This is a genomic window from Rhodoferax antarcticus ANT.BR, from assembly GCF_001938565.1.
GTDB lineage: Bacteria > Pseudomonadota > Gammaproteobacteria > Burkholderiales > Burkholderiaceae_C > Rhodoferax > Rhodoferax antarcticus.
Map to the genome: position 1 here is coordinate 119,512 of NZ_MSYM01000013.1, position 24,521 is coordinate 144,032.

Consider the following 24,521-nt stretch of genomic DNA (forward strand, 5'->3'; position numbering starts at 1 on the left):
CTGTTTCCATTGAAATTGCAAAGGTGATGGCCGCGCGCCGCAAGCTTATGAGTAAATTCACGATCGCTACCAGAGAGAGTCGCCTGGCCATGTGGCAGGCCGAGCATGTGCAGGCTATTTTGACCAACATGGGTCACTCGGTCAGTATTTTGGGCATGACCACCCTGGGTGATCAGATTCAAGACCGCGCTTTGAGCCAGGTGGGTGGCAAAGGCCTGTTCACCAAAGAACTGGAAGTGGCGCTGGAAGACGGTAGCGCCGATCTGGCGGTGCATTCCCTCAAAGACGTACCCATGGAGTTGCCTGAAGGCTTCAACCTGGCCTGCGTGATGGAGCGTGAAGACCCGCGCGATGCGTTTGTGTCACCGCATTACGCCAATCTGGTTGCGCTGCCACTGGGAGCGGTGCTGGGCACGTCGAGTCTGCGCCGCACGGTTCTGCTACGTGCGCTGCGCCCTGATTTGAAGATTATTCCCCTGCGTGGCAACCTCGACACCCGCCTGCGCAAGCTTGATGAAGGTCAGTACGACGCCATCGTGCTGGCGGCCGCTGGCCTCAAGCGCCTGAAGTTGGAGGCGCGCATTCGTGACATTTTTGAGCCCGAAGTGATGCTGCCCGCCGCGGGTCAAGGCGCCTTGGGCATCGAGGTGCGCAACGACGGCGCCGAGGTGACCGCTGCGGTGACACCGCTGATTCACGAGCCCACTTGGCTGGCGGTGGCTGCCGAGCGGGCGGTGAGCCGTGCCATGGGGGGCAGTTGCTCCATGCCGCTGGCCGCCTATGCCACGCTGCAGGGGGAAGTGCTGACCATCAACGCCGCCTGGGGTGACATCCACGCCAAATTGCCGCTGGTGCGCGCTTGTGAGACTGGGCCGGTCAGCGACCAGGCCAGTGCCGCTGCTCTGGGTCTACGCGTGGCTGAGGCGCTGATGGCGGGTGTGCTGGCGCAAGGTGGCAGCCTGGAACACCTGGACAAGGCCGACCTGCTCGGGTTATAGCCGTGCGCGTGATCGTGACCCGGGTGCAGCCGCAGGCGGCCCGCTGGGTGCAATCGCTCGCCACCCGGTTTGATGCCGTTGCGCTGCCGCTGCTTGAAATTGGACCTTTGGCGGATACCGCTGCACTGCAGGCGGCCCGTGATTCCTGGGCGAACTACACCGCAGTGAAGTTTGTCAGCATTCCAGCGGTTGAATTCTTTTTTGCATCAAATCAGGCTCTAGACGTTATAAAACAAGGGCCAGAAGCTATAAATACGAGAGCATGGGCACCCGGTTTGGGCACCCGTGAGGCGCTGTTGGCGCATGGGGTGCCGCCGCTGCTGGTGGATGCGCCCGCGCCAGATGGTGGGCAATTTGACTCCGAGGCGCTTTGGCTGCAAGTGCACCAGCAGATCACATCCGGGAGCCGGGTGCTGGTTGTCCGGGGTGACTCCCCGGGCGCCGACGACTCCAAAGCCGACCGGTCCGGTGCCGCTGCAAGCGGCGCTTCAGGCGTTCAAGGCGTGGGGCGTGAATGGATGGCACAGACTTTGCGCGAGGCCGGGGCCAGCGTGGACTTTGTAGCGGCCTACCAGCGCCGTGCGCCAGTTTGGGGCGAGGCGCAGCGTGCCTTGGCCACACAGGCCGCCACCGACGGGTCGGTGTGGTTGTTCAGCAGCGCTGAAGCGGCGGGGCACCTGCGCAGTTTGTTGCCAAACCAAAGCTGGGCGCAGGCCCGCGCGGTGGCCACCCATCCCCGCATTGCGCAGACCGCGCGAGACCTTGGATTTGCCGTGGTGTTGGACTCACTGCCAACGCTGGCCGACACCCTTGTCTCTATAGAATCGTTGGCATGACCAATGTCAATTCTCCAGAGGCTGCCCAGCCCGGCGGGTTGCCCGAACCACGCGCTGGCGTGGCCGCGCCGCAGGTAAAGGCTGGCAACTCATCCATACCGGTAGCCGCGCCTGGGCGCAGTGCCGCCCTGTGGCTGGGTGCTGTGGCGGTGCTGGCGCTGCTGGCGACGGTAATGCTGTGGCAAAAGGTCAACAACATGCAGCAGCAGCTGGCATTGCAAAGCGCCAACGCACAAGGCACATCGCAAGAAGCCCAGGCGCTGTCCAAGCAGGCCCTAGCGCTGGCGCAGGAAACCGTGGCACGTGTGGCGGTGCTCGACGTCCGCCTGAGCGAGGTTGCCCTGCAGCGTGGCCAGCTCGATGAACTGATGCAAAGCCTGTCACGCTCGCGCGACGAAAACCTGGTGGTCGATATTGAGGCCGCTTTGCGCCTTGCCCAGCAGCAGGCGGAGCTAACCGGCACCGTGGAACCACTGTTGGCCGCCCTGAAAAGTGCCGACAAGCGGGTGGCCCGTGCGGCGCAGCCGCGTCTTGCGCTGCTGCAGCGCGCGCTGGCGCGCGACATTGAGCGCGTTAAGTCGGCTGCGGTGAGCGATACACCCAGCATGCTGGCGAAGCTTGACGAACTGGTGCGCCTGGCCGACGACTTGGTGTTAGCCAACGCGGTGGGGCCAGCCGCCGAGGCCGCTGACAAGCCCCAGGCCGCGGCATCAAAACCGCTGGAGCAGTGGCAAAGAGTCTTGCAGCAAGCGCTGGGCGAGGCCAGTAACCTGGTTCGGGTGAGCCGTGTTGAGGCGCCTGACGCTGCCTTGTTATCACCCGAGCAGTCGTTTTTCGTGCGGGAAAATTTCAAGCTCAAGTTGCTCAATGCCCGCCTGGGACTGCTGTCGCGACAAACTGACTCAGCTCAGGGGGATCTGGTGGTTGCCCAAGATGCGTTGCGCAAGTACTTCAATGGCACAGCCCGCAGCACCCGCACCGCAGCGGGCTTGCTGCAGCAGTTGCAGTTGCAGATGCGGCAGTTGCAAATTCCCCGGGTTGACGACACGCTGGCGGTGTTGGCCACGGCCGCTGCAGCAGCAGGGCGCTGACGCATGCGACTCACCTTGTGGTTTCTCGGGCTGTTTGGGGTGGCGGTAGCGCTGGCGCTGTTTGCCAGCACCAATCCAGGTACCGTGACTGTGTTCTGGCCACCCTACCGGGTTGATTTCTCGCTCAATCTGGTGGTTTTGGTGCTGATCGTGGCGTTTGGCCTGGTATATGTGGCGCTGAAAGGTGTCTTGGCGCTGTTTGCCATGCCGGCGCAAGCGCGCTCGTGGCGCTTGCGCTACCAGGAGCGGCAGATGCATTCAGCGCTGCTGGACGCACTGTCGCATTTGGTGGCGGGGCGGTTTATTCGCGCTCGAAAGGCGGCAGAGCTGGTGTTGGCGCGTGAATCAGCCATGCAACGCAGCGGTGAAGTCTGGCCGGATGCGGCGCGCCTTCGGGTGCTGGCGCATTTGCTGGCGGCTGAAAGTGCACAGGCACTGCAAGACAAGGTGGCGCGCGAAGTCCATTTCCAGGAGGCCGTGGCGCAATCCGCCAGTGCCGACGCCAGCAGCACCCGCGAAGGCGTGCAACTGCGCGCGCTGCGCTGGTCGCTGGAAGACCGCGATGCAAGCGCTGCGCTGGGCTGGCTGGCGCAGTTGCCTTCAGGCGTGGCACGGCGCACGGTTGCGCTGCGCATGCGACTGAAGGTGGCGCGGCTGGCGGGCCAAAACGATCTGGCGCTGGAGACAGCGCGTCTGCTGGTTAAACACAAGGCGTTTTCAGAGTCGGCGGCGCGCAGCCTGGTGCGAGCCCTGGCGCTGGAATACCTGCAAAACGCCCGCGAGCCTGAGCAACTGACCGCTGCCTGGGCAAAGCTTGAGGCCAGCGAGAAAATTGTGCCCGAGGTGGCAACCGCTGCCGCCGGGCGCCTGCTGCGCCTAGGCGGTGATGTGCGGCTGGCGTTTGAGTGGCTGCTGCCCGTGTGGGAGCGCTTGCAAAATCCGGCGCAGGGTTTGACACAGGATCAGAAAATTGTCTTGATCCGGGTTATGGAAAACGGTTTTTCTGTGGCCGGTACCGGTTCGGACACGGCTTGGCTTTCGCGCATTGAAAAAGCCCAGGAGGCCACCCCAGGAGACGCGGCGCTGCAATACCTGGCCGGGGTGGCGTGTTTGCACCTGCAGCTTTGGGGCAAGGCGCAGCAGTTGATCCGCCAGGCGTTGCCGCGGCTGGAAGACAGCAGCCTGATCACCCGCGCTTGGCAGGTGCTGGCGGAGTTGGCTCAGCAACAAGGGGATGAGACACAGGCGATGGCCGCCTGGAAAAACGCTGCACAGGTGTCTTTGCGACGCCGCGTTTAGGTCTCGGGCCACGCTGCTGCATGGCGCGCGCCCGTTCGGGTGGGGTTGGCGTGACTTGGCAGCCTTTGGCGTCTATGATTTAGCGATGAACACATTCATCGAACACATTGTCAAACTGACCAATCACCGCGACCGTGACTTGCTAGAGCTAACGTTCTCTAAAGCGCTGATCGACCTGCTGCCTCTGGAGCGCCTCGTGATTGCGCGCGTCATGCGCGAAGAGGGTGTAAGCCGTTGGCTGGAAGTGGCTCGCCTCGATATCAAGGGCGGCGGGCGGGTGATTGACCCGCAGCGGGTGGAATTTCAATCGCTGGTCAAACTCGAAGACGCCTACGACCGCTTCAAGTGCCTGCAAAGCCGCAGTTTGGTCGAAGTTGCCTGGGCTGGGTCAGACGGGCCGCGAATCACGATGCTGCCGCTGTTTTCAGATTCCCGGTTAGAAGACTGCGGCGTGCTTGAGCTGCATTCGGAAGCCGCTCTGAGCCCCGGCAGCCTGGCCTTGGTGGATGCCCTGCGGCAGATTTACCGCAACATGTACGCGCTGCTGGAATACAGCGACCGCGACTCGCTGACTGGCCTGCTCAACCGCAAAGCACTGGACGATGCGTTTTACAGTGCCGTGCTTGAAGACCAGGAAGGAATTTGGCCCAACATGGGGGGCGCCGCCGAGCAGGAGCGCCGACACCGCGTGCCCGCCAATTATTGGCTGGGGTCATCATCTGTCGACAACTTTGACCTGATCGCTGCCAACCACGCTGCAGCCGCATCGCAGGAGGTCTTGCAGCGGGTCGCCCGCATCATGAGCAGCACCTTCAGAACCTATGACCGGCTGTACCACTTCGGAGCAGCAAAGTTTGGTGTGCTGATGCATTGCCCTGACGAGGCACTGGTCCTGGCGGCTTTTGAGCGTTTTCGCGCCAATGTAAAGGCGACCCAATTCCCGCAAGTGGGGCGGGTCACGGTCAGCTCGGGCTTCACTACGGTCAGGGCAGATGACTCCCCGGCCAGTGCGCTAGAAAACACTGAGCGCGCGGTCGACTTCGCCCGCCGGGGCGGCGGCAACAAGGCTTGCAGTCATCTCGGCTTGGTGCGCCGTGGTTTTTTTGGGCCAGTCGCCACTCCCAGCGATGAAGCCGTAGCGGGGTAACGTCTATTCAGATGAAAAAAAGGGCACTTAAAGTGCCCTTTTTTGATAGCTGCCAACCTTTACAGAATGAGGGCTTAGAGCGTTTCTGACTTCTCGAACGGCAAAGTCACGTTGCGCAGGTCGAGGCGCGTTTCAACCAGCACCAGAGGGCGATCATCGATCGTGACTGTCTCTGGGCGCTGGCGCAGTACACGCACCGGCTCAGGCTGGGCAGCAATGGCGGCTTGCACAGCCGCTACCTTGTCGGCGTCGGACAACACCCAAGTCAAACCGCTGCTTTGCGCAAGCTGGGCCAGGTCTTCCAAAGGCAAGTGGTAGGCCGCCACCTTTGGCATGCCGCCAGCCACGACAGCGGATGGCTGGGCTTTGGGCAGCGGGTCAGCTGCTGCTGTCAGAAGGACGGGTGCTGCAAAGGGCAGCGCTAACACCACTTCGGCCCCCACCGCTGGCGCCATTGCCGCTGCTGTTGGCATGGCAGTTGGCGCTTGGGCAGCGGGTTGCGCTGGCACCGTCTCGGGGGCTTGCGGCAGGGCAGCCGCCGCTGCGGGCAGGCTTGCTGCAGGGGTGCTGAAGTACGACTTGCGGGGCGCGGCATCTTCCACGGTGTCAGGCGCAGCACTCAGTGGCAGGGTTGCCTGAGCGTCATCAGTGGCCTCTGCTTCAGTGGCTGGCCTATCGGTACGCTCGCCGCGCGGTTTGCGATCGCGGGGATACCGGTCACGCGAACGCTTTTCACGTGGGGCCGATTCGTCACGCTCAGCATGCTCATCCGCTGGCACATTCGACGGAACGTCCAGCGGTGCGGGCTGGGTAATGGCAGTGCTGGGATCTAGCGCCGGTTCGAGCTTGTCTTGTGGGCGGCCTTGCGCGTCACTGCGCGGACCGCGAGGCGGGCGGCGCTCGCCGCGTGGGGCACGGCCGCCGCGATCCGGGCGTGGCTCGTTGCGATTGGCCTCAATCCCGTTGGTGTTGACCTGCAGGTCGCCCTCCGACCGCACTGCCTCGTGCGCGACAGCGTTGGCTTGGTTGTCGGCGCGCTCGCGTGGGCCGCGGTCAGTGCGTTCGCTCCGATCTGTGCGTTCACCACGCTCCGGGCGGGTGCCACGGTCACCGCGGTTTGTGCGGGAATCTTGTCGACCGTCAGCACGTCCTTCGGGGCGGCCATCCGTGCGGCCATTGCGAGCGTCAGTGCGTGGGGCTCGGCTGCCTTCGGGGCGGTCGCCGCGTGGCTCATTGCGGCGGCTGCCGTCGCGGCCTTGTGTAGAACGGCCACCCGGCTGGGCAGCGCGTGGCTCGGGGGGTGCTGTGACGGGCGGTGTCGGCGCTTTGGTCATCGGTGCAGCGACCGGCGCTGGGGCAAACAGGTTTTTTAGCCAGCCAAAAAAGCCTTGTTCAATCACCGCTGGCGCGGCGACTGGGGCCCTAGGCGGCTGCGGCACTGGGGCGGGCTGCGGCGCGTAGGCCACTGGAGCTGGCTTGGGAGGCGCGATCGGTGCCGGAGCGTCTGGGAGCACGCCTTTGAGCACGGGGGTCTGCCGGTTGGTGGGCTCCTGGGCACGGCGCGTGACGGCGGTGACGTCTTCCACCTCTTCAGCCATGGTGTAGCTGGCGGTGATGCCGTCCAAGCGCGGGTCGTCGTGTTTCAGGCGCTCCAACTTGTAATTGGGCGTTTCCATCGACTTGTTGGGCACCATCAGCACATTGATGCGCTGCTTGAGCTCGATCTTGGCGATTTCAGTGCGCTTCTCGTTGAGCAGGAACGACGCCACTTCGACTGGCACCTGACAAAACACCGAGGCGGTGTTGTCCTTCAAAGACTCTTCCTGGATTACGCGCAGAATTTGCAGCGCGCTGGATTCGGTGTCACGGATGTGGCCCGAACCACCGCAGCGCGGGCAGGGAATAGACGCGCCTTCGCTCAATGCCGGACGCAGGCGCTGACGACTCATCTCCATCAGGCCAAACTTGCTGATGGAGGCAAACTGCACGCGGGCGCGGTCTTGGCGCAGCGCGTCGCGCAGGCGGTTTTCCACCTCGCGGCGGTTCTTGCTTTCCTCCATGTCGATGAAGTCGATCACGATCAAGCCGCCCAAGTCGCGCAGTCGCGCCTGGCGTGCCACTTCGTCAGCGGCTTCCAGGTTGGTGCGGGTGGCGGTTTCTTCGATGTCGCCGCCCTTGATGGCGCGTGCTGAGTTCACGTCAACCGACACCAGCGCTTCAGTGTGGTCGATCACGATCGCGCCACCGGACGGCAGCGTCACGGTGCGGGCGTAAGCGGTTTCGATCTGGTGCTCGATCTGGAAGCGGCTGAACAGCGGCGCGTCGTCACGGTAGCGCTTGACGCGGGCAGCGTGCTCTGGCATCACATGCGCCATGAACTGCTGCGCCTGATCAAACACGTCGTCGGTGTCGATAAGGATGTCGCCAATGTCGTTGTTGAAGTAGTCGCGGATGGCGCGGATCACCAGGCTGGACTCCTGATAGATCAGGAAGGCTCCCTTGCCACCCTTGGCGGCGCCGTCAATGGCGGTCCAGAGTTTCAGCAGGTAGTTCAAGTCCCACTGCAACTCGGGCGCGCTGCGACCAATGCCCGCGGTGCGCGCAATGATGCTCATGCCGTTGGGGTATTCCAACTGGTCCATGTTCTCTTTGAGCTCGGCCCGGTCTTCACCCTCAATGCGACGACTAACGCCACCGCCGCGCGGGTTGTTGGGCATCAGCACCACATAGCGGCCAGCCAGTGACACAAAGGTGGTGAGCGCTGCACCCTTGTTGCCGCGCTCTTCTTTCTCAACCTGGATGACCAGTTCTTGGCCTTCACGAATCACGTCTTGGATGCGGGCCTGACTAACGGACACGCCTGCCTGAAAGTAGGTTTTGGAGATTTCCTTGAACGGTAAAAAACCGTGGCGCTCTTCGCCATAGTCAACGAAACAAGCTTCCAAAGAGGGCTCGACACGGGTCACGACGGCCTTGTAGATGTTGCCCTTGCGCTGTTCGCGCCCTTCGATTTCGATTTCGTAGTCGAGCAGTTTTTGCCCGTCCACCACCGCCAGGCGGCGTTCTTCGGCTTGGGTGGCGTTGATCAGCATCCGTTTCATGGGGAGCGTTCCTTCAATTCAAATATCACAAACAAGCTCATGACGAGCTACTGATACCTAAACTGACGCTTTGAAATACGCAGGAAACTGCCGTTTAACGCCAACTCACACAGTGAATTGGCACGGTGGCGCGTGGAGGGGAGTCACTGGGTCTGTGGTGGATACTGCTGCTACTGATCTAGTAGCTATTTGCGCCGGTTTGACGGGCACTAGTGCCTGACGCGCGCCAACAAACAGCACGCATACGCGCTGCAGGCAAAGACACATCAGGGACATCAACACAAACATATCACTTCATTCCGCTCACAGTCCAGGACTGCAAGTTTTGGTTATTCCGTATCTTGATTTCAAGGCGTCGTTCAAACCCTTCATCTGCGCCGCCACGGGTGACAAGAGGTCAACCGTTTGCAGATCAGGTGTCAGGCGGTACCGACTTTTCTGGCGTGGCAGCTGGTGCGTGAACTAAACTTCACCCAACCAACGAATTAACTTTCTGTAAAATCAACCACTTACAGCACATCGCCAGTGAAAGTCATTATAGGGGGCAAACCTGCTCCACCCGCCCCCAAGGTCGAAACCCTTTCTATTGACGAGGACAGTGCTGGCCAGCGTGTCGACAATTTTTTGATGCGGCACCTCAAGGGCGTGCCCAAGACCCATGTGTACCGGCTGATTCGCAGCGGTGAGGTGCGGGTCAACAAGGGTCGGGTGGGTGTTGATACCCGTTTGCAAACCGGCGATATGGTGCGCGTGCCGCCGGTGCGTATTTCTGAGCGGGTCGCGGAAAAAGAGCAGGCCATGGCCGAGCAGGTGGCGCGTGGCGCACCCGCCCGCGACTTTCCAGTGCTGCTGGAAGACGACTATTTCATCGCCATCAACAAGCCAGCCGGGGTGGCGGTGCATGGCGGCTCCGGAGTAAGTTTTGGCGTCATCGAGCAATTGCGCATGGCACGTCCCCAGGCCAAATTTTTGGAACTGGTGCACCGGCTGGACCGCGAAACCAGCGGTATTTTGCTGGTGGCCAAAAAACGCAGTGCGCTGAAAAATCTGCAAGACCAGTTTCGCGAGCGGCAAACCGGCAAGACCTATCTGGCGATGGTGCGCGGTCACTGGCCAGCCAAGCTCAAGGTGCTGGACAAGCCGTTGCACAAATATTTACTGGACGGCAACGGTGCCCAGGCGGGCGAACGCCGCGTCAAAGTGGTCGCGCGAGATGACCCGAACGGCATGCCCTCGGTCACCCTGGTCAAGGTACTGGCCGCATCCAAAGATTATTCGCTGCTGGAAGTCACCATCAAAACCGGGCGCACGCACCAAATCAGGGTGCATCTGGCCAGCGAGGGTTACCCGATTCTGGGGGATGACAAATATGGTGATTTTGAATTGAACAAGTCATTGGCCCATGCCAGCGCAGCGCCAGGCCTGAAGCGCATGTTTCTGCATGCTTGGCGGCTGCAACTCAATCACCCTGCCAGTGGCGAGCGCCTTGAATTGCTGGCAGACTTACCCCCCGAGTTGGCCCAGTTTGCCAGCACCGCTTTGCCCCCACCTCAACCCCCTGAGATGCCATGACCCCACGCCGTTTTGATTTGATCGCCTTTGACTGGGATGGCACCCTGTTTGATTCCACGGCCATCATCGCCCGCTGCATTCAGGCTGCGGTGCGCGACGTGGGCGGCAAGGAGCCGACCTTGGAAGCTGCCTCGTATGTGATTGGCATGGGCCTGATGCAGGCGCTGGCGCATGCCGCGCCTGATGTGCCGCAAGCCTTGTACCCGCGTCTGGGTGACCGCTACCGCCACCACTACTTTGCCATTCAGCACGAAATCAACCTGTTTGAAGGCGTGTTGCCGCTGCTGGCTGATTTAAAAGGGCGGGGGCATCTGCTGACCGTGGCCACCGGTAAAAGCCGCCGGGGGCTGGACGAGGCGCTGGCGACCTCAGCGCTGGCGGGGGTGTTTGACGCCTCGCGCACGGCCGACCAGACTGCTGGCAAGCCCGACCCGCTGATGCTGCGTGAGTTGATGGCCGAGTTTGATGTGCCGGCAGAGCGCAGCCTGATGGTCGGCGACACCACCCACGACCTGCAGATGGCTTTGAGCGCCGGTTGCGCCAGCGTGGCGGTGAGTTATGGCGCGCACGACCACCAGGCGTTTGAGGCGCTGTCGCCCCTGTACATTGCGCACAGCGTGCGCCAACTGCATGATTGGTTGCTGGAGCAGGGCTAGCTGCTCCTCACAAACGCCCGGTATTTTTGCCTGTTGCTCCTGATAAAGCCTGCCAATAACGCGTTGCCTCAAGCCCTGTTGTTGTGCGATGCCACCGTCTTGCAGAACGGTGGCGCTGCGCTGGCAAGGTTTACGCCTATCTGAACCGCTGCACGCACGTGGCGATGGAAATGGACTTCCAACCCAACTAATTTTTTGACCTCACCGGCCACTGGCTGATGTGCGCCACCCACGGCGCACATTACGCACCCGAGACTGGCCAGTGCCGCATGGGGCCATGTCAAGGTGGCTTGGTCAAGATTGAGGTCAGCGAGACCGATGGCCAAGTGCACTGGCATACTTCCGACAAACTTCAACCCGTCCAGACCGTATGACTGACCCAAAAGACGCGGCATCCCGCGACCCGACCATGCCACCAGAAAATATGCCAAATAAGCCTCAAACCCCCGTAAACCAAGCGCCAGCAGCTACTGAAAGCATATCAAACCAGACACCTGGTGGTGCGGGTTGGGAGCGCGCCACTCTGGAAAAGCTGGCCTTTGCAGCCCTGAATGAGCAACGCTCGGCGCGGCGCTGGCGCATCTTTGTGCGCCTGGCTTGGCTGGTGTTTCTGGCGGGGTTGGTCTGGATTGTTTTTCAGGAAAGCAACATCAACAAGAATGTCACCACACCGCACACCGCCGTGATTGAGATCAAGGGTGAAATTGGTTCGGGCGCCGAAGCCAGTGCCGAGCTGATTTTGTCGAGCGTACGCACGGCATTTGAAGATGCTGGTGCCCAGGCGGTGGTATTGCTGATCAATTCTCCCGGCGGCAGTCCGGTGCAGGCGGGCATCATTAATGACGAGATCCTTCGACTCAAAGCGCTGCACAACAAGCCGGTGTATGCGGTGGTGGAGGAGTCTTGTGCTTCAGCCGCTTATTACATTGCCGTCGCGGCGGACAAGATTTATGTCGACAAAGCCAGCATTGTGGGCAGCATCGGCGTGTTGATGGACGGATTTGGCTTTACCGGCCTGATGGAAAAGCTGGGCGTGGAGCGCAGGTTGATGACCGCTGGCGTTAACAAGGGTTTTCTGGACCCCTTCAGCCCGCAGACCGAGACCCAGCGCCAATACGCCCAGTCCTTGCTGGACCAGATCCACCAGCAATTCATCGATGTGGTGAAAGAGGGCCGTGGTAACCGCCTAAAAGAAACACCAGAAACCTTTAGCGGGCTGTTCTGGAGCGGCCAGCAAGCGGTTGAAATGGGGCTGGCAGACGAACTGGGCAGTGTTGACTATGTGGCGCGCGAGGTGGTGAAAGCCGAGGAAATCATCGACTACACCCGCCGCGACAACGTGGCTGAGCGCTTGGCCAAGCGTTTTGGTGCGGCTATGGGCGAGGCTGCGGTGCAAGGCGCGAAGTCGTCAGCAGCGTTGCGCTGATTCCAAAAAGCTTATCAGTGCCCCATGGCAAACACCGCGGGCGTGGCATTGTTTAGCGGGCAGGCTTTCTTCTTCCAGTTTTTCACGCTGTCACTCACCAGTTGAGCGCGATCCAAAGTGAGCCCCGACCCAATCGCCAGGCGGGTATTGTGCTGCAGGTGTTGTAGCAAAGCCTGCAGCATGGCGAGATTGCGGTAAGGGGTTTCAATGAACAACTGGGTCTGCCCAGTGCGCAACGCCAGAGTTTCCAATTCACGTATGCGCCCGCCACGCGCGATTGGGTCTTGCGGCAGGTAACCGACAAAAGCAAAGTTCTGACCATTGAGCCCGCTGGCCGCAAGGGTCAGCAGCAGCGATACCGGCCCGACCAGTGGCACCACCGTGATGCCCAGATCATGCGCCGCACGCACCACCGATGACCCCGGGTCAGCGATGGCAGGCATGCCGGCCTCGCTGATCAGGCCCAGATGGTGCCCGTTCAGTGCCGGTTGCAGCAGGTGACGGGCGTCAAAGTTGCCCGAGTGGTCGCCTTTTTTGTGCACTTCACGTGGCAGCTCCACCAGTTGCATCTCCTGAATGCTGCAGCACAGTGGCGTGACTTCATGAATACGTTTGAGGTAAGCGCGGGCGGATTTGGCGTTTTCACAAACCCAGTGGCAAAGCCCGGCGGCCGCTTGCAAGGTGCCCAGCGGCAGGGTGAGTTGCAGGTCTGGCGTCTCGTCGCAGCCAAAGTCCAGCGGGGCAGGCACCAGATACAAGCTGCCTTTTTGAGGTGTTGTCGGGTCGCTCATGTTGCCAGCACCCCGATGCCCGCTGCCTCGATCATCCGGCAGGTGCGAATCAGCGGCAGGCCGATCAGCGCGGTTGGGTCGTCGTTGTCGATGCGTTCCAAAAGGGCAATGCCCAGACCCTCGCTTTTGGCGCTACCAGCGCAGTCGTACGGCTGCTCGGCCAGCAAGTAGGCTTCAATTTGCGCGTCACTCAAGGCGCGAAAAGTCACTTTGACCTGCGCCAGATCGGTTTTCTCAAAACCGGTTTCCTGGCACACCACCGCCACGGCGGTCTGAAAAATGACAGTTTTGCCGCGCATGGCCTGCAACTGCTGCACTGCGCGCGCATGGTTGCCAGGCTTGCCCAGCGCCTGCCCATCCAAATCAGCCACTTGGTCGGAGCCGATCACCACAGCGCTCGGGTGCGCCTGAGCCACCGACTGTGCCTTGGCCAGCGCCAGGCGACGGGCCATGTTTTTTGGGGATTCCCCGGCGAGAGGGGTTTCATCGACCTGCGAGGCAATCACGCTAAAAGGCAGGCGCAAGCGCTCAAGCAGTTGGCAGCGATAGACCGATGTGGAGGCCAGGATCAAGGGACGTTGGGGTAAAGATGACATGCCGTGATTCTCTTACACTGCTGCCATGATGGAACACAAGCACCCCCCTCTCCTTGACGTCAAACACGCAGCGCAGGCCAGCCTACACCAGGAAGGTGTTGAGACGCTCTCAAATTACGAGCGATTGATGCAGGAAACTAAAGGGCTAGACGGTGAAAATGCATTTAGCTGGACGGCGTTGACAGAACTGCGGCCCGATCCTTCCGGGGAGCCAGCACCGTGGCTGCGGCTAACCGTGCTCACCACCGTGCCACAAATTTGCCAGCGTTGCCTGGAACCGGTGGAGGTGCCAGTGCAGGTCGCCCGCGAGTTCCGTTTTGTTGAGAGCGAAGCGCTGGCCGCGCAGCAAGACGACGAATGTGAAGAAGATTTGCTGGTGATCAGCCGCGACTTTGATCTGGCTGCACTGATTGAAGACGAGGTGCTGCTGGCCTTGCCGTTGGTGCCGCGCCATGAGGTTTGCCCGGTCAAAGTCAAGATGGCAGCGGCCGATAAAGACTTTGACGCGCCTGCCGAAAAACCCAACCCGTTTGCCGTGCTGGCGAATCTCAAAAAACCTGGCTGAACAGGGGCTGGACTGCCCGATTGGCAATCGGCTATACTTTAAGGCTTTCGCGCTTCAGACCCGTGCGTATCTCAATAACCCCAAGTCGCCTGATCGCAGGTGGCTTTACAGCCTCTAGGAGCGGAACATGGCCGTCCAACAAAACAAAAAGTCGCCTTCCAAGCGCGGTATGCACCGCTCACACAACGCCTTGGTGGTGCCCGGTATCGCCGTGGAATCCACCACCGGTGAAATACATTTGCGTCACCACATCAGCCCGACCGGTTTTTACCGTGGTCGCAAGGTTCTCAACACCAAGTCTGAAGCCTAATCCAGCTCAAACACCCAAGGCCCGGGGCTACCTTAGCGTGTAGCCTCGGGCCTTTGCCGTTGTGGCTTGAAGTTTTTGGCTTGAAGTGTGTCGTTTTGTCTTTTGTTGATTTGCCCTCGGGCTCGCTGGTTATAGCTATTCATGATCACTATCGCTGTTGACTGCATGGGGGGCGACCACGGCCCGCGTATCACCTTGCCGGCGTGTTGCCGTTTTCTGGAGCAGCATCCAGAGGCCCGACTGATCATGGTGGGCTTGCCGCAGAGCATGAAAAACTTTAACCATGCCCGTGCCGCTGTGGTGTCGGCCAGCGAAGTGGTGACTATGGATGATCCGCTGGAAGTGGCCTTGCGCCGCAAGAAAAACTCGTCCATGCGGGTGGCTATCAACCAGGTGAAGGAAGGTGCGGCGCAAGCGGTGGTGTCTGCCGGCAACACTGGTGCGCTGATGGCCATCTCGCGTTATGTTCTCAAAACCCTGGACGGCATTGACCGCCCGGCTATTGCGGGACAAATACCCAACGCCAAAGGTTTGGGAACCACCGTGCTTGACATGGGTGCCAATGTGGATTGCACTGCCGAGCACCTGGTGCAGTTTGCGGTGATGGGCTCGGCCTTAGTGTCGGTGTTGAGTGGCAACGAAAACCCTACGGTGGGTTTACTCAATATTGGCGAAGAAGCCATCAAAGGCAACGAAGTTATCAAAAAAACCGGTGAGCTGTTGCGCATTGCCTCCAAAACCGGTGATCTCAATTTTTACGGCAATGTCGAAGGAAATGACATTTTCAAGGGCACGACAGACATCGTGGTGTGTGACGGCTTTGTCGGCAATGTCGCACTGAAGGCTAGCGAGGGCCTTGCCGGCATGATCGTGGACTTCCTTAAAAGAGAATTTTCGCGCAATATATTCACCAAGATGTCGGCTTTCTTGGCCTACCCTGTCATATCAGCGCTTAAAAAGCGGATGGACCACCGGCGCTACAACGGTGGTGCCTTGCTGGGTTTGCGTGGACTGGTGTTCAAGAGCCACGGCTCGGCCGATGAGCTGGCGTTTGGCTTCGCTTTGGCTCGGGCGTATGATGCGGCCCGCAATGACCTGCTGGGACAGGTGCGCGTTCGCATCGCCCGTGCGGCACCCTTGCTGGTGTCGGCAGATCAAAAGCAATTGAGCCAAGCCGCTGTTTTAGCCTGATTTATGAACATTTACGCACGCATCACTGGAACTGGCAGCTATTTGCCGCCAAATCGATTGACCAATGCTGACCTGGTCAGCCAGCTGGCGGCGCAAGGCGTGCAAAGCAGCGACGAATGGATTGTGGAGCGAACTGGCATCCGGGCGCGACACTTTGCACCGGCTGGCATGGCTTGCAGTGATATGGCACTGCAGGCTTGCCAGAATGCCATGCAAGCCGCTGGCGTTACCGCGCAAGATATTGATTTGATCATCGTCGGCACCTCCACGCCAGACATGGTGTTTCCCTCGACCGCCAGCATTCTGCAAGGCAAGCTTGGCGCAGCCGGGGGCGCGGCTTTTGATGTGCAGGCGGTGTGTAGCGGTTTTATCTACGCGCTCACAGTGGCGGACGCGATGATCAAGTGCGGGTCCGCCCGGCGCGCTCTGGTGGTTGGCTCAGAGATTTTTTCGCGTCTTCTTGACTTTCAGGACCGCACCACCTGCGTGCTGTTTGGTGACGGCGCGGGCGCCGTGGTGCTGGAAGCCTCAGAGGAGCCAGGTATTTTGGCCACGGATCTCCACGCCGATGGCAAGTACACCAGCATCTTGTATGTGCCGGGTCATGTGGCCGGTGGAAAAGTTCAGGGTGAACCTTTGTTGCGCATGGACGGCCAGGCCGTGTTCAAACTGGCGGTGGGCTTGCTGGACGAAACCGCGCGTGCAGTCTTGGCCAAGGCCGGCAAGACTGCCGCGGATATTGACTGGCTGGTACCTCACCAGGCCAACATCCGTATCATGCAAAGCACTGCGCGCAAGCTGAAGCTGGCGATGGAGAATGTGGTGGTTACGGTCGACCAGCACGGCAACACCTCGGCAGCGTCGATTCCCCTGGCGCTGGACACGGCGGTGCGCTCCGGCCAGATCAAACCGGGCCAAACCCTGCTGCTGGAGGGCGTTGGCGGTGGTTTCACCTGGGGTTCGGTACTTCTGAAACTGTAGCTACTCGCGCTTATCCAATAAGGGCTAGAGGCTTATTTCTTATATATTTCTGGATCGCTTTCTGCAACGTTTATGAAACCATTCGCTTTTGTTTTTCCGGGTCAAGGTTCACAGTCGGTCGGCATGCTCGACGCCTGGGGTGATCACCCGCAGGTCGCGTCAGCCTTGGCCGAGGCCTCTGATGCGCTAAGTGAGGATCTGGGCGCGCTGATCAAAAACGGCCCGAAAGAGGCTTTGGCGCTGACAACCAACACCCAGCCGGTGATGTTGGTCGCTGGTGTGGCGGCGTACCGTGTCTGGATGGCTGAGGTGGGTGTGGCACCCGCTGCGGTGGCCGGGCATTCGCTGGGCGAGTATTCGGCGCTGGTGGCCTCAGGTGTGCTGACGCTGGCCCAGGCGGCGCCGCTGGTGCGTTTTCGAGCCCAAGCGATGCAGGAGGCAGTACCGGTCGGGGTTGGCGCGATGGCCGCTATTTTGGGCATGGAAGCTTCCAAAGTGATCGCTATCTGCGCAGAGGTGACGGCGTCGTTCGGAGGAAATGCTGCAGAAGTTGTGGAAGCGGTCAATTTCAATGACCCGGGTCAAACAGTGATCGCAGGCTCCAAAGCCGCGGTCGAGCAGGCTTGTGTGGCACTTAAGGTCAAAGGCGCCAAGCGTGCCCTGCTGCTGCCGGTGTCGGCGCCGTTTCACGCCAGCCTGATGAAGCCTGCCGCGCTCAAACTCAAGGACAAGCTCGACGCGACCGCGTTGGCCGCGCCGCAGATCCCGGTGATCAACAACATCGACGTGGCGGTGGAGCAAGATCCTGCGCGTATTCGTGATGCGCTGGTGCGCCAGGCGTTTGGCCCGGTGCGCTGGGTGGAATGTGTGCAAGCTCTGCAAGCGCGGGGCTTGTCGACGCTGGTGGAATGTGGCCCAGGCAAGGTGCTGGCAGGGATGACCAAGCGCATTGCCGCCGACATGCAAGGCCTGGCGCTGTTTGACGCCGCCAGTCTGGCAGACGTCAAAGCAACTCTTTCGCAAGCCTGATGGATAGGACTAAAGCTATGAGTGAACAGACTTTTGCGGGGCAAGTCGCCTTGGTTACTGGCGCCTCGCGCGGTATTGGCGCAGCGATTGCGCTGCAACTGGCGCATCTTGGCCTGAAGGTGATTGGCACCGCCACCACCGACGACGGCGCCGCCAAAATCAGCCAGGCGCTGGCCGCTTTTGAAGGCTGCAGCGGCAAAACGCTCAACGTCAACGATGCCGCTGGCGTCGATGCGCTGATTGACAGCATGGTGAAAGCGCATGGTGGCTTGCAGATTCTGGTCAACAACGCCGGCATCACCCGCGACAACCTGGCCATGCGCATGAAAGACGATGAGTGGGATGCGGTGCTCGACACCAATCTCAAGGCCGTTTTCAGGATGAGCCGCGCCGTGATGCGCACTATGACGCGCCAGCGTTATGGCCGCATCATCAGCATCACCTCGGTGGTGGGCGCGTCCGGCAACCCGGGCCAGGCAAATTACGCTGCAGCCAAGGCAGGCGTGGCGGGCATGACCCGTGCGCTGGCGCGGGAGCTGGGTTCACGCAACATTACCGTTAATTGCATTGCCCCGGGGTTCATCGAGACCGACATGACCGCTGGCTTGGCGCCAGAGCAGCACAAGGCCTTGTTGGGGCAGATTCCGCTGGGCCGCCTGGGTAAGCCATCAGATATCGCGCATGCGGTCGCGTATTTGGCCTCACCGCAAGCGTCTTACGTCACTGGCCAAGAATTGCATGTCAATGGTGGCATGTTCATGGTCTGATCAGTGTATAAATCGGAGTAATCCAGCCGCTATATCCGTCCGGTTAAAATGACGGATCTTTTTACAACCCTTTGAGGGAACTCATGAGCGATATTGAAGCACGCGTTAAAAAAATCATTGCCGAGCAACTCGGCGTCGAAGAGTCACAAGTCACCAACGAAAAAGCGTTTGTGGCTGACTTGGGTGCCGATTCACTCGACACCGTGGAGTTGGTGATGGCCCTCGAAGACGAGTTTGGCATTGAAATCCCTGACGAAGATGCTGAAAAGATCACCACAGTGCAAAACGCTGTGGACTATGCGATGACGCACAAAAAAGCGTAAGTATCCAACCCAGATTGGCACCGCCCGGTGCCGTCTTCGCTTTTAGGGGTCGACACACCCGCTGCTGTTGCCCCTAATGCAGCGAGTTTCATTGCTTGATGCCTGAAGCAGGCGTCAGGCCTTTCACAGACGAACCACTGACTGCAAAATTCATATGTCCCGTCGTCGCGTCGTTGTTACCGGTTTAGGTTGTATCAGTCCCGTTGGAAACACGGTTGACACGACCTGGGCCAACCTGCTGGCTGGCCAGTCGGGCATTGGCCTGATCACCAAATTCGATCCTTCCACCTTCAGTTCCAAGGTGGCGGGTGAAGTGAAGGGTTTTGACGTTGAAGCCTACATGAGCGCCAAAGAGGCGCGCACCATGGACAGTTTCATCCACTTTGGTATTGCGGCTGCGGCTCAGGCGGTTACCGACGCTGGTTTGCCAACCGGTGACGCCCTGGATGATGAGCTGGCCACCCGCATTGGCTGCGTGATCGGCTCCGGAATCGGCGGTTTGCCGATGATCGAGCACATGCACTCCGAGTACATGCAGCGTGGCGCGCGGCGTATTTCGCCATTTTTTGTGCCCTCGACCATTGTCAACATGATTGCCGGGCATGTGTCCATCCGCTTTGGCTTCAAGGGTCCAAACCTCGCCATCGTGACTGCCTGCACCACCGGCTTGCACAGCATTGGCCAGGCCGGGCGCATGATCGAATACGGTGACGCCGATGTGGTGGTGGCGGGTGGTGCCGAGGCTTCCATCTCGCCGCTGGGTGTGGGCGGCTTTGCCTCCATGCGCGCCTTGAGCACCCGCAACGACGATCCCGCCACCGCGTCGCGCCCCTGGGACCGTGATCGTGACGGTTTTGTGCTGGGCGAAGGCGCAGGCGTCATGGTGCTGGAAGAATACGAGCACGCCAAAGCGCGTGGCGCCAGAATTTACGCTGAGCTGGCTGGTTTTGGCATGAGTGCTGATGCCGGACACATGACCGCACCCAACATGGACGGTCCGCGCCGCGCCATACTTAACGCCATGAAGAACGCTGGCGTGAATGTTGATCAGATTGACTACGTCAACGCCCACGGCACCTCCACGCCCCTGGGTGATGCCAACGAGTCAAACGCCATCAAGGCGGCACTCGGTGACCACGCTTACAAAACCGTGGTGAGCTCCACCAAATCCATGACCGGACACCTGCTCGGTGGTGCTGGCGGGTTGGAATCTGTGGTGACTGTGCTGGCGCTCTACCACCAAAAGAGTCCGCCCACTATCAACCTCTTTAATGCCGATCCCGACTGCGACCTGGACTACTGCGCCAACACAGCCCGTGACATGAAGATTGATGTGGCGATCAAAAACAACTTTGGCTTTGGTGGTACCAACGGCTCGCTGGTTTTCAAGCGGGCGCCTTGATCGCCGCTGATCGCAGGATTCACGTTTCTCAGCGGCTCTTGCCACATGTACAACGCCCCAGCGGTCAGCTACCCGGTGGGGCGTTCGCGTTTTCACGCGGGGCTGTTGGCGGCAGTGCTGTTAGCCGGTGCCAGCAGCTTGGCGGTGTGGATCATGCAGTCTGATCAAGCCGGGGTGCGGCATCTGGCTGCGCTAGGGCTGTGGCTGGTGACCGCCAGCGTGGCCATCTGGGCTTGGTTGCGCTCGCCTGCTGGCCAGCTCACCTGGGACACGAAAACCTGGCTCTGGACCTCCGGCGAGCAAGCCCGGCAGGTGAATGTAAGTGCGGTGCTGGACAGTCAGAGTGTCTTGTTGTTGCATTTACGCACGCCAGAAAATTCCCTGCTCTGGATTTGGCCTGAGCGGCAAACGGCGCCTGTGCGCTGGCTTGCACTGCGGCGTGCAGTGTTTGCGCGTCTCCCGGCCTCAGCCACCGCGGATGCCGATAAGGTCGTGCCATGACGGACGATTTGCCGCCAACTGCTGCGTCACCTCGCGAGCCCGACAGCGACGCCATGCTGGTGGAGCGCACAGTCGCCGGTGATCAGCGCGCGTTCGAATTGTTGGTCATCAAATATCAGCGCAGGGTCGAGCGACTGATTGGCCGCATGGTGCGCGACGTTGATATCGTGGAAGACATTGCGCAGGAAACCTTCATCCGCGCCTACCGGGCCTTGCACCAGTTTCGCGGCGACGCGCAGTTCTACACCTGGCTGTACCGCATTGCGGTGAATACGGCGAAGAAGTTTCTGTTGGACATGAAGCGCGACCGCACGGTGTCGGACAGCGCTATGGGCCCAAAAGACGATGACGATGAAACTTTTCGCCCCAGAAACGAACCAAGCACAGACGAAACCCCTGAGTCGGTGCTGGCCGCCAAAGAGATTGGGCAGGCGGTCAGTGATGCTTTAGCAGCTTTGCCAGAAGATTTGCGGCAAGCGATCACCCTGCGTGAAATGGAGGGGATGAGTTATGAGGATATTGCGCAACTGATGGCCTGCCCGATTGGCACGGTGCGCTCGCGTATCTTCAGGGCGCGCGAAGCCATCTCGGCCAAGGTACGGCCCATGCTGGACAAACAGACAGGCAAGCGTTGGTAAGTTACGGACAGGTGCAACGGTGTGAATAGTTGGAACGTTACAAGAGTGAAGTGAGGCGAAAAAAGTCATGTCTGAACCATTGCGTGAAAGAAGCGAACAGGTGTCTGCCCTGGTGGATGGGCAGGTCCGGGGGGACGAGTTCGCCCGCACGGTGGCTTACCTGGCCAGCACGCCACAGGCGCAGGATACCTGGGATACATACCACCTGATAGGCGCCGCGATGCGCTCCTCGGGCGCTACCATGCGCGCGCATGACCCAGCCTTTGTTGCGCGACTGCGCTCTAAATTGGCAGAGGAAACTATTGAAACTATAGCTGCTAGCGCTTTGCTTATAAGGGCTGAAGGGAAAAAAGGCATAAAGGTTGTGGCTGCGAACGATCCGTGGTGGAAGCGTGTGGTGGGCTTGGCCTCGGTCGCTTTGGTGGCGGTGCTGGCCTGGCAGGGCGTGGCGCTGCTAGGTTCGGCTGGCCGCAGTGGTGACAGTGCAGCGCAATTGGCCAAAGCGCCAGCACCGACACCCCTGGCGGCGCCATCAACTCTGGTGGTCGCTGATGGCACCCCAGGGCTGATCATTCGCGATCCGCAGCTTGATGCCTTATTGGCGGCCCACCGACAGATGGGTGGCGCGACCGCTTTGCAGATGCCCTCCGGGTTTATGCGTAACGCCACCTTTAGCGAGGGCGAGCGTTGAACTTCGGCTGGGGTCTTTTGCTGTGTGTCTTCGGCTGGCTGGCCCAAGGCGGCGCTGCGGCGCAGCCCATACCGCCCCAGCTGGTCAATGCTCAGACGACGGCCACCGGCATTGAGCGCTGGCTGATGCGCCTGCACGATGCGCCCCGCGCATGCGCCTACATCGGCACCTTTGTGGTGACCACAGGCAGCGACATGTCCACCTCGCGCATCTGGCATGTGGGCAATGGCGAGCAGCAGATGGCGCGGGTGGAGTCGCTCACCGGCACGGCGCGCACCACCTTTCGGCGCAACGACCAGGTGGTTACCTTTTTGCCGGATAGCCGCACGGTCATTCATGAAACCCGTGAGGCACTCGGCCTGTTTCCCAATCTGCTGAACCGGGCCGATGCATCGGTGACCCGTTTTTACCGCCTGCACACAGTTGGGCAGGCGCGCGTGGCCGGGCTGGACGCCGACATCGTGCAACTGCTGCCGATCGACCCGCTGCGCTTTGGTTACCAAATCTGGACCGAACGAAAAACCGGGTTGATGGTCAAGTTGCAAACCCTTGATCCGGCGGGAAATGTAATAGAGCAGGCGGCTTTTTCGGAGCTTCAACTTGGTGCACCGGTGGTTATGGCCAAGCTCAAAGCCATGATGGACAACCCCCAGGGCTACCAGGTGGTCAGCCCCACGCTGGTCAAAACTACGCTCAACGACGAGGGCTGGGTGCTGGATACCGCTGTGCCGGGCTTCACGCCGGTGCGCTGCTACAAGCGCATCGTCGGCGGCGCCGGGGCGGCCAACGCACCTGTGCAATGTGTTTATTCAGACGGCCTAGCCTCAGTGTCTCTGTTTGTCGAGTCTTTTGATGTCCAACGCCATGGCCACCTGCTGGCGCACAACCTGGTGTCGATGGGGGCGACGAGTGTGCGCATGCGTCAGCTCGGTGCGTGGTGGTTGACAGCGGTGGGCGAGGTGCCAGCGCAAACCCTGGCGGTCTTCGTGCAGGCGCTTGAGAGAAAGCGCTAAGCGTTCATATGCCCTCTATTTTGTTCACTGGAAAGGTCACACATGATTCGGTTTAACTGGAAGCGCTTGTATGCGTGCGCCCTGAGCGGTGCTTTGATGGGTACCTCTTTCACCGCCTTGGTGCCTGTGTCCTGCGCCTGGGCGCAGGTCAGTACGTTGCCTGATTTTGCCGACTTGGTAGAGCAGGTCAGCCCGTCGGTGGTGAACATCCGCACCCTGGAAAAAGTCAACGCCCAACCGATGCAAGGTCCGCAAATGGACGAGGACATGCTGGAGTTTTTCCGCCGCTTTGGCATGCCGATGCCCAACACGCCGCGGCAGGCTCCGCCGCGCAACCACCCGCAAAAGCCGCGCAGTGAAGAGCAACCCAGGGGCGTCGGCTCCGGCTTCGTTTTGTCGGCAGACGGCTTCATCATGACCAACGCCCATGTGGTTGACGGTGCCGACGAGGTGCTGGTGACGCTGACCGACAACCGTGAGTTCAAGGCCAAAATCATTGGTGCCGACAAGCGCAGTGACGTGGCGGTGCTCAAGATCGACGCGACTGGCTTGCCCGCTGTCAAGGTGGGCGATGTGAGCCGCTTGCGGGTGGGTGAATGGGTGGTGGCGATTGGCTCACCCTTTGGCCTGGAAAACACGGTGACGGCCGGCATCGTCAGTGCCAAACAGCGCGATACCGGCGAGTACCTGCCGTTTATCCAGACCGACGTGGCCATCAACCCCGGCAATTCCGGCGGCCCGCTGATCAATATGCGCGGCGAGGTAGTGGGCATCAACAGCCAGATTTACTCACGCTCGGGCGGCTCCATGGGTATTTCTTTCTCAATCCCGATGGACGAGGCGCTGCGCGTCAGTGAGCAGCTGCGTGCCACCGGCAAGGTCACGCGCGGCCGCATTGGTGTGCAGATTGACCGGGTCACCAAGGAGGTGGCTGAATCCATTGGCTTGGGCAAGGCCCAAGGTGCGCTGGTGCGTGCTGTGGAAGAGGGGGCTCCCGCTGACAAGGCCGGTGTGGAGGCGGGTGACATCATCGTCAAGTTTGACGGGAAAGCTGTGGAAAAGTCATCCGACTTGCCGCGCATGGTGGGCGCAGTCAAGCCCGGCACCAAGAGCACACTCACTGTGTTTCGCCGGGGTGCGACCAAAGAACTGACGGTGGTGATTGTTGAAATACCTTCCGACAAACCGGTGGCCAAGGCACCTGACAAGCCGGTCAAACCCAAAGGCTCAGCTGCCGCGCAAGCGCTTGGGCTGGTGGTGGGTGAGCTGAGCGACGCCAAAAAGGCAGAGCTTCGCATCAAGGGGGGTGTGACCGTGGAGTCGGTCGCTGACGCAGCAGCCCGCGCCGGTCTGCGCGAAGGCGATGTCATCACCCAGGTGGGCAATACCGCAACGCCAGACCTGAAAACGTTTGAGTCTGCCCTCGTCAAGCTTGATAAGGCCAAGTCAGTCGCTTTGCTGGTTTACCGGGACGACATGGCTCAGTTTGTCTTTGTCAAGCCATCGCGCTAAGGCCTGGTTAGACAAGCCAATTACAATCGCTTGTTTTGGCTGGCAGCTGCCAACCGACTCTGAATTGGGCGCACACCTCAAACGT

The 24,521-nt window shown here is 60.5% G+C and carries 24 protein-coding genes and 1 pseudogene; 22 read left to right on the plus strand and 3 right to left on the minus strand.

The window, feature by feature from the left end; translation table 11 throughout:
- The first annotated feature begins 47 nt into the window (after positions 1–47).
- The 5 genes from hemC (at position 48) to BLL52_RS09260 (ending at position 5,371) form a co-directional block, all read left to right on the plus strand.
- A complete protein-coding gene (hemC, locus tag BLL52_RS09240; protein ID WP_075587163.1) occupies positions 48–998 on the plus strand; it encodes a hydroxymethylbilane synthase in 951 nt (316 codons plus the stop codon).
- Positions 999–1,000: 2 nt separating this feature from the next.
- A complete protein-coding gene (locus tag BLL52_RS09245; RefSeq protein ID WP_083633878.1) occupies positions 1,001–1,834 on the plus strand; it encodes a uroporphyrinogen-III synthase in 834 nt (277 codons plus the stop codon).
- A complete protein-coding gene (locus BLL52_RS09250) occupies positions 1,831–2,925 on the plus strand; it encodes a uroporphyrinogen-III C-methyltransferase (protein ID WP_075586400.1) in 1,095 nt (364 codons plus the stop codon). Before BLL52_RS09245 ends, BLL52_RS09250 begins: the two co-directional genes overlap by 4 nt.
- Before the next feature lie 3 nt (positions 2,926–2,928).
- Complete coding sequence (locus tag BLL52_RS09255) at positions 2,929–4,224, plus strand: heme biosynthesis protein HemY (protein WP_075586401.1); 1,296 nt, start codon at positions 2,929–2,931, stop codon at positions 4,222–4,224.
- 85 nt (positions 4,225–4,309) lie between these two features.
- A complete protein-coding gene (locus BLL52_RS09260; protein ID WP_075586402.1) occupies positions 4,310–5,371 on the plus strand; it encodes a GGDEF domain-containing protein in 1,062 nt (353 codons plus the stop codon).
- Between the two features lie 74 nt (positions 5,372–5,445).
- Here the strand turns inward: BLL52_RS09260 and BLL52_RS09265 are convergent, their stop codons facing one another.
- The gene (locus BLL52_RS09265; RefSeq protein WP_075586403.1) at positions 5,446–8,472 is read right to left on the minus strand and encodes an Rne/Rng family ribonuclease; all 3,027 of its coding nucleotides are present in this window, start codon (positions 8,470–8,472) and stop codon (positions 5,446–5,448) included.
- Positions 8,473–8,997: 525 nt separating this feature from the next.
- Here BLL52_RS09265 and BLL52_RS09270 point away from each other — a divergent pair.
- The 4 genes and pseudogenes from BLL52_RS09270 (at position 8,998) to BLL52_RS09285 (ending at position 12,126) form a co-directional block, all read left to right on the plus strand.
- Positions 8,998–10,044: an RluA family pseudouridine synthase gene (locus tag BLL52_RS09270; RefSeq protein ID WP_075586404.1), complete on the plus strand. Its 1,047-nt coding sequence runs from the start codon at positions 8,998–9,000 to the stop codon at positions 10,042–10,044.
- Positions 10,041–10,700: an HAD family hydrolase gene (locus BLL52_RS09275; RefSeq protein ID WP_075586405.1), complete on the plus strand. Its 660-nt coding sequence runs from the start codon at positions 10,041–10,043 to the stop codon at positions 10,698–10,700. The genes BLL52_RS09270 and BLL52_RS09275 overlap by 4 nt, the downstream gene beginning before the upstream one ends.
- An 83-nt stretch (positions 10,701–10,783) precedes the next feature.
- Positions 10,784–11,074: pseudogene (locus tag BLL52_RS09280) on the plus strand (Rieske (2Fe-2S) protein).
- A complete protein-coding gene (locus BLL52_RS09285) occupies positions 11,071–12,126 on the plus strand; it encodes a S49 family peptidase (RefSeq protein WP_083633879.1) in 1,056 nt (351 codons plus the stop codon). The pseudogene BLL52_RS09280 and the gene BLL52_RS09285 overlap by 4 nt, the downstream one beginning before the upstream one ends.
- A 14-nt stretch (positions 12,127–12,140) precedes the next feature.
- On the opposite strand, the gene BLL52_RS09290 is transcribed toward BLL52_RS09285, so the two are convergent.
- Entirely contained in the window at positions 12,141–12,917 is a 777-nt protein-coding gene (locus BLL52_RS09290) for an SAM-dependent methyltransferase (RefSeq protein WP_075586406.1), read from the minus strand.
- Positions 12,914–13,513 (minus strand): Maf family protein, encoded by a 600-nt coding sequence (locus BLL52_RS09295; protein ID WP_075586407.1) that lies wholly within the window; start codon positions 13,511–13,513, stop codon positions 12,914–12,916. The genes BLL52_RS09290 and BLL52_RS09295 overlap by 4 nt, the downstream gene beginning before the upstream one ends.
- Before the next feature lie 25 nt (positions 13,514–13,538).
- On the opposite strand from BLL52_RS09295, the gene BLL52_RS09300 reads away from it, so the two are divergent.
- The 13 genes from BLL52_RS09300 to BLL52_RS09360 all read left to right on the plus strand — a co-directional run bounded on the left by BLL52_RS09300 (position 13,539) and on the right by BLL52_RS09360 (position 24,436).
- Positions 13,539–14,078, plus strand: a complete 540-nt coding sequence (locus BLL52_RS09300) for a YceD family protein (protein WP_075586408.1) — start codon at positions 13,539–13,541, stop codon at positions 14,076–14,078.
- 127 nt (positions 14,079–14,205) lie between these two features.
- The gene (gene rpmF / locus BLL52_RS09305) at positions 14,206–14,388 is read left to right on the plus strand and encodes a 50S ribosomal protein L32 (protein ID WP_075586409.1); all 183 of its coding nucleotides are present in this window, start codon (positions 14,206–14,208) and stop codon (positions 14,386–14,388) included.
- Between the two features lie 141 nt (positions 14,389–14,529).
- Positions 14,530–15,579, plus strand: a complete 1,050-nt coding sequence (plsX, locus tag BLL52_RS09310; protein ID WP_075586410.1) for a phosphate acyltransferase PlsX — start codon at positions 14,530–14,532, stop codon at positions 15,577–15,579.
- A gap of 3 nt (positions 15,580–15,582) precedes the next feature.
- Positions 15,583–16,560, plus strand: coding sequence for a beta-ketoacyl-ACP synthase III (locus BLL52_RS09315; protein WP_075586411.1), 978 nt, complete (start codon positions 15,583–15,585; stop codon positions 16,558–16,560).
- A gap of 72 nt (positions 16,561–16,632) precedes the next feature.
- Entirely contained in the window at positions 16,633–17,589 is a 957-nt protein-coding gene (gene fabD, locus BLL52_RS09320) for an ACP S-malonyltransferase (protein ID WP_075586412.1), read from the plus strand.
- Positions 17,590–17,606: 17 nt separating this feature from the next.
- Positions 17,607–18,356 carry a 3-oxoacyl-ACP reductase FabG gene (gene fabG / locus BLL52_RS09325; protein ID WP_075586413.1) on the plus strand — a complete coding sequence of 250 codons (750 nt, stop codon included), beginning with the start codon at positions 17,607–17,609 and terminating at the stop codon, positions 18,354–18,356.
- A gap of 83 nt (positions 18,357–18,439) precedes the next feature.
- Positions 18,440–18,679, plus strand: coding sequence for an acyl carrier protein (gene acpP, locus BLL52_RS09330; RefSeq protein ID WP_075586414.1), 240 nt, complete (start codon positions 18,440–18,442; stop codon positions 18,677–18,679).
- Positions 18,680–18,833: 154 nt separating this feature from the next.
- A complete protein-coding gene (gene fabF, locus BLL52_RS09335; protein ID WP_075586415.1) occupies positions 18,834–20,081 on the plus strand; it encodes a beta-ketoacyl-ACP synthase II in 1,248 nt (415 codons plus the stop codon).
- 45 nt (positions 20,082–20,126) lie between these two features.
- Complete coding sequence (locus BLL52_RS09340) at positions 20,127–20,582, plus strand: hypothetical protein (RefSeq protein WP_075586416.1); 456 nt, start codon at positions 20,127–20,129, stop codon at positions 20,580–20,582.
- Positions 20,579–21,220 carry an RNA polymerase sigma factor RpoE gene (gene rpoE, locus BLL52_RS09345; protein WP_075586417.1) on the plus strand — a complete coding sequence of 214 codons (642 nt, stop codon included), beginning with the start codon at positions 20,579–20,581 and terminating at the stop codon, positions 21,218–21,220. Before BLL52_RS09340 ends, rpoE begins: the two co-directional genes overlap by 4 nt.
- Positions 21,221–21,287: 67 nt before the next feature.
- Complete coding sequence (locus BLL52_RS09350; RefSeq protein ID WP_075586418.1) at positions 21,288–21,911, plus strand: sigma-E factor negative regulatory protein; 624 nt, start codon at positions 21,288–21,290, stop codon at positions 21,909–21,911.
- The gene (locus BLL52_RS09355) at positions 21,908–22,924 is read left to right on the plus strand and encodes a MucB/RseB C-terminal domain-containing protein (RefSeq protein WP_241839100.1); all 1,017 of its coding nucleotides are present in this window, start codon (positions 21,908–21,910) and stop codon (positions 22,922–22,924) included. The genes BLL52_RS09350 and BLL52_RS09355 overlap by 4 nt, the downstream gene beginning before the upstream one ends.
- A 42-nt stretch (positions 22,925–22,966) precedes the next feature.
- Positions 22,967–24,436 carry a DegQ family serine endoprotease gene (locus BLL52_RS09360; protein ID WP_075586419.1) on the plus strand — a complete coding sequence of 490 codons (1,470 nt, stop codon included), beginning with the start codon at positions 22,967–22,969 and terminating at the stop codon, positions 24,434–24,436.
- Positions 24,437–24,521 lie beyond the last annotated feature (85 nt).

Excerpts from the sequence above, each read along its gene's own strand:
- BLL52_RS09315 (WP_075586411.1), top strand. The coding sequence starts at position 15,583 with ATGAACATTTACGCACGCATCACTGGAACTGGCAGCTATTTGCCGCCA.
- BLL52_RS09360 (WP_075586419.1), top strand. The coding sequence starts at position 22,967 with ATGATTCGGTTTAACTGGAAGCGCTTGTATGCGTGCGCCCTGAGCGGT.
- BLL52_RS09260 (WP_075586402.1), top strand. The coding sequence starts at position 4,310 with ATGAACACATTCATCGAACACATTGTCAAACTGACCAATCACCGCGAC.
- BLL52_RS09290 (WP_075586406.1), bottom strand. The coding sequence starts at position 12,917 with ATGAGCGACCCGACAACACCTCAAAAAGGCAGCTTGTATCTGGTGCCT.
- acpP (WP_075586414.1), top strand. The coding sequence starts at position 18,440 with ATGAGCGATATTGAAGCACGCGTTAAAAAAATCATTGCCGAGCAACTC.
- BLL52_RS09300 (WP_075586408.1), top strand. The coding sequence starts at position 13,539 with ATGATGGAACACAAGCACCCCCCTCTCCTTGACGTCAAACACGCAGCG.
- fabF (WP_075586415.1), top strand. The coding sequence starts at position 18,834 with ATGTCCCGTCGTCGCGTCGTTGTTACCGGTTTAGGTTGTATCAGTCCC.
- BLL52_RS09350 (WP_075586418.1), top strand. The coding sequence starts at position 21,288 with ATGTCTGAACCATTGCGTGAAAGAAGCGAACAGGTGTCTGCCCTGGTG.
- BLL52_RS09285 (WP_083633879.1), top strand. The coding sequence starts at position 11,071 with ATGACTGACCCAAAAGACGCGGCATCCCGCGACCCGACCATGCCACCA.
- rpmF (WP_075586409.1), top strand. The coding sequence starts at position 14,206 with ATGGCCGTCCAACAAAACAAAAAGTCGCCTTCCAAGCGCGGTATGCAC.
- BLL52_RS09340 (WP_075586416.1), top strand. The coding sequence starts at position 20,127 with ATGTACAACGCCCCAGCGGTCAGCTACCCGGTGGGGCGTTCGCGTTTT.
- rpoE (WP_075586417.1), top strand. The coding sequence starts at position 20,579 with ATGACGGACGATTTGCCGCCAACTGCTGCGTCACCTCGCGAGCCCGAC.
- fabG (WP_075586413.1), top strand. The coding sequence starts at position 17,607 with ATGAGTGAACAGACTTTTGCGGGGCAAGTCGCCTTGGTTACTGGCGCC.
- fabD (WP_075586412.1), top strand. The coding sequence starts at position 16,633 with ATGAAACCATTCGCTTTTGTTTTTCCGGGTCAAGGTTCACAGTCGGTC.
- BLL52_RS09295 (WP_075586407.1), bottom strand. The coding sequence starts at position 13,513 with ATGTCATCTTTACCCCAACGTCCCTTGATCCTGGCCTCCACATCGGTC.
- BLL52_RS09265 (WP_075586403.1), bottom strand. The coding sequence starts at position 8,472 with ATGAAACGGATGCTGATCAACGCCACCCAAGCCGAAGAACGCCGCCTG.
- BLL52_RS09250 (WP_075586400.1), top strand. The coding sequence starts at position 1,831 with ATGACCAATGTCAATTCTCCAGAGGCTGCCCAGCCCGGCGGGTTGCCC.
- BLL52_RS09275 (WP_075586405.1), top strand. The coding sequence starts at position 10,041 with ATGACCCCACGCCGTTTTGATTTGATCGCCTTTGACTGGGATGGCACC.
- BLL52_RS09255 (WP_075586401.1), top strand. The coding sequence starts at position 2,929 with ATGCGACTCACCTTGTGGTTTCTCGGGCTGTTTGGGGTGGCGGTAGCG.
- hemC (WP_075587163.1), top strand. The coding sequence starts at position 48 with ATGAGTAAATTCACGATCGCTACCAGAGAGAGTCGCCTGGCCATGTGG.
- plsX (WP_075586410.1), top strand. The coding sequence starts at position 14,530 with ATGATCACTATCGCTGTTGACTGCATGGGGGGCGACCACGGCCCGCGT.